The organism is Trebonia sp., assembly GCF_049794275.1.
Taxonomy (GTDB): Bacteria; Actinomycetota; Actinomycetes; order Streptosporangiales; family Streptosporangiaceae; genus Trebonia.
This window is the reverse complement of record NZ_JBARCR010000601.1, coordinates 1-2,587: the sequence shown is the minus strand read 5'-3', so window position 1 is coordinate 2,587 and position 2,587 is coordinate 1. Positions and strand designations below refer to the sequence as shown.

At 71.4% G+C, this 2,587-nt stretch carries 2 protein-coding genes and 1 pseudogene; 1 reads left to right on the top strand and 2 read right to left on the bottom strand.

Going from position 1 to position 2,587, the window contains the following annotated elements; genetic code table 11:
* Window positions 1–1,586, bottom strand: a 1,586-nt coding sequence (locus WA805_RS16215) for an ATP-dependent DNA helicase RecG (protein ID WP_425242748.1), incomplete at its 3' end; no start/stop codon positions are given.
* Between the two features lie 178 nt (window positions 1,587–1,764).
* Here WA805_RS16215 and rpmB point away from each other — a divergent pair.
* Window positions 1,765–1,950, top strand: a complete 186-nt coding sequence (rpmB, locus tag WA805_RS16210; protein WP_422277174.1) for a 50S ribosomal protein L28 — start codon at window positions 1,765–1,767, stop codon at window positions 1,948–1,950.
* Window positions 1,951–2,114: 164 nt separating this feature from the next.
* On the opposite strand, the pseudogene WA805_RS16205 reads toward rpmB, so the two are convergent.
* Window positions 2,115–2,587: pseudogene (locus tag WA805_RS16205) on the bottom strand (thiamine-phosphate kinase); the annotation flags it as partial.

The window sequence follows — 2,587 nt, the reverse complement described above, 5'->3', positions numbered from 1 at the left end:
ATCACAGCGTCGTCCCCGACCGCTTCGCCAGGCGCCTCGTCGCCGATGCGCGGGCACACGACGTACGCCTGCCGGCCCGCCGCGATCTCCTCGCGGACCCGCTGCCAGACCCGCTCCAGGTACCGCGGCCGCTCGGCGGCCGGCACGACGTGGGTGGCGATCGGGGAACGGCCGGCGGGCAGCTCGGCGAGGGTGGAGACCTCGAGGTCGCCGAACACGGTCATCGCCACCGTCCGCGGGATCGGCGTCGCGGTCATCACGAGCACGTGCGGGCGGGAGCCGACGGCCTTGTCCCGCAGCGCGTCGCGCTGCTCCACGCCGAACCTGTGCTGTTCGTCGATGACCACCAGCCCGAGGTCGGCGAACTGCACCCGGTCCTCGAGCAGGGCGTGCGTGCCGATGAGGATGCCGGCGTCACCGGTGAAGGCGTCCGACAGCGCGGAGCGCCGCGCCCTTACGCCGGTCGAGCCGGTCAGCAGCGCCACCCGGGTGGCGTGCTCCGCGCCGCCGAGCTGCCCGGCTGAGGCGAGCGGCCCGAGCAGCGCGGTGATCGACCGGTAGTGCTGCTGCGCGAGCACCTCGGTGGGGGCGAGCAGCGCGGCCTGCCCGCCGGCGTCCACCACCTGGAGCATGGCCCGCACGGCGACGACGGTCTTCCCCGAGCCGACCTCGCCCTGCAGCAGCCGGTTCATCGGGTACGCGCACGACAGGTCGCGGGCAATGACCTCGCCGACGAACCGCTGCCCCTCGGTCAGCGTGAACGGCAGGCGGCGGTCGAACTCCGCCGCGATCCCGTCCGGCTCCGGCGGCCGTGGCATCGCGGGCATCGCGGCGGCGGCCATCCGCCGCTGGGCCAGCGCGGCCTGCATGACGAAGGCCTCGTCCCATTTCAGCCGCTTGCGCGCGCGTTGCAGGTCCGACCGGTCCTGCGGCCGGTGGATGGCGCGGATCGCCATCTCCCGCGGCCACAGGTCGTGCTGCTGGCGCACCTCTTCCGGCAGCGGGTCCTCGCCGATGTCCAGGATGTTCAGCACGACCTGGACCGCCTGGGAGATGCGCCAGGAGCTCAGCCGGGCGCTCGCCGGGTAGACCGGGATCAGCTCGGTCGCGTACTCGGCGGCTGCCTCGGCGGTGGTCTCGGCGTCGACCGCGTCGACCGGCAGCAGCTCGTACTCCGGGTGGACAAGCTGGCGCCGGCCCCGGAAGGTGGACACCGTGCCCGCGAACAGCCCGATCTTGCCGCGCTGGAGAGCCCGGACGTGGCGTCCGGCCCCGCCGAAAAAGGTGAGCGTCAGGGTGGCCGTGCCGTCCGTAACGGTTACTTCGGCGCGGTCTGTGGTCTTGCGGCCGCCGTTCGGGAAGCGCGATCTCGAATACTGGGCCAGGGTCGCGCTCTCCACCCGGGCGAGTACCGTGACGTGATCCCCTTCGCGCAGCTCGGCGAGGGGCGTCAGCTCACCGCGGGTGTAGTACCGGCGCGGGTAATGCCGCAGCAGGTCTCCGACCGTCCTGATGCCGAAGACCTTCTCGAACGCCTCGCTGGTCTTCTTCCCGCCCAGCGGAAGCGGATCGCGCAGCGTGGCCACACTTGGCAGCATAGAAGCACCCGCCGACATTCCGGTGACGGAACGCAGGTCCGGCGATGGTTCGCGCGAGGGGCGGGCTGTCGGGTATGCTTCCGAGGCTGCCTAAGTTCGTGCCGGCGTTAATGTCCCGGCGCAGCGCGGCACCTGACAGACCTTCCAACGAACAATGGAGCGAACCGTGGCTTCCGTCTGCGACGTATGCGGCAAGAGGCCGGGCTTCGGCAACAACGTCTCGCACTCCCACCGCCGCACCCGCCGCCGCTGGAACCCGAACATCCAGACCGTTCGCGCTATCGTGTCTGGCACGCCCAAGCGCCTGAACGTCTGCACCTCCTGCATCAAGGCAGGCAAGGTCTCCCGCTAACGGCCCGGGCCGCCGCACGTCGGCGCCCGCGTGCTGGTGACTTCGCATCAATTTTCGTCTTCGTATCACTTCCGGTCCTTATCGCGTCCGCTTTGTCCGATTCTAGGGGCGGAAAGTGATACGAAGATGGGTGCGAGGCTCACCGGGGTCGCTTAGGGGCTTGCTTAGCGGAAGTGTTCCCAGCCGGCGGGCCCCGGGTAGGGGTTGCCGTCGACCGTGACGCCGTCGCCGGCGTGCACGGCGCCGATCACGCGCCATCGTGGCGGGAGCGCCACCGACGGCGGGAACGTGGCGACCAGGCAGTGGTCCTCGCCGCCGGTTAGCGCCCAGTTCAGGGCGAGTGAGGCCGGGGAGTCAGCCGAGGACGTTCTGGATGACGAGGGGCCGGCTGCCAGGACCAGGGCCGCGGCTTCGGCTAGCGGGTCACCAAGCGCGAGCCTCGGACTTTCCACCGCGATCGCCGCGCCGCTCGCCGCCGCCACGTGGCCGAGGTCGGCGAGCAGGCCATCGCTGACGTCGATCATCGCCGTGGCGCCAAGCAGCGCCGCCTCGGGGCCCGCCTCGTAGGGCGGCGCGGGCCGCCGGTGCGCGGCTATCAGCTCAGGACGAGCCGTCGTCACGCCGGCCGACAGCAGCG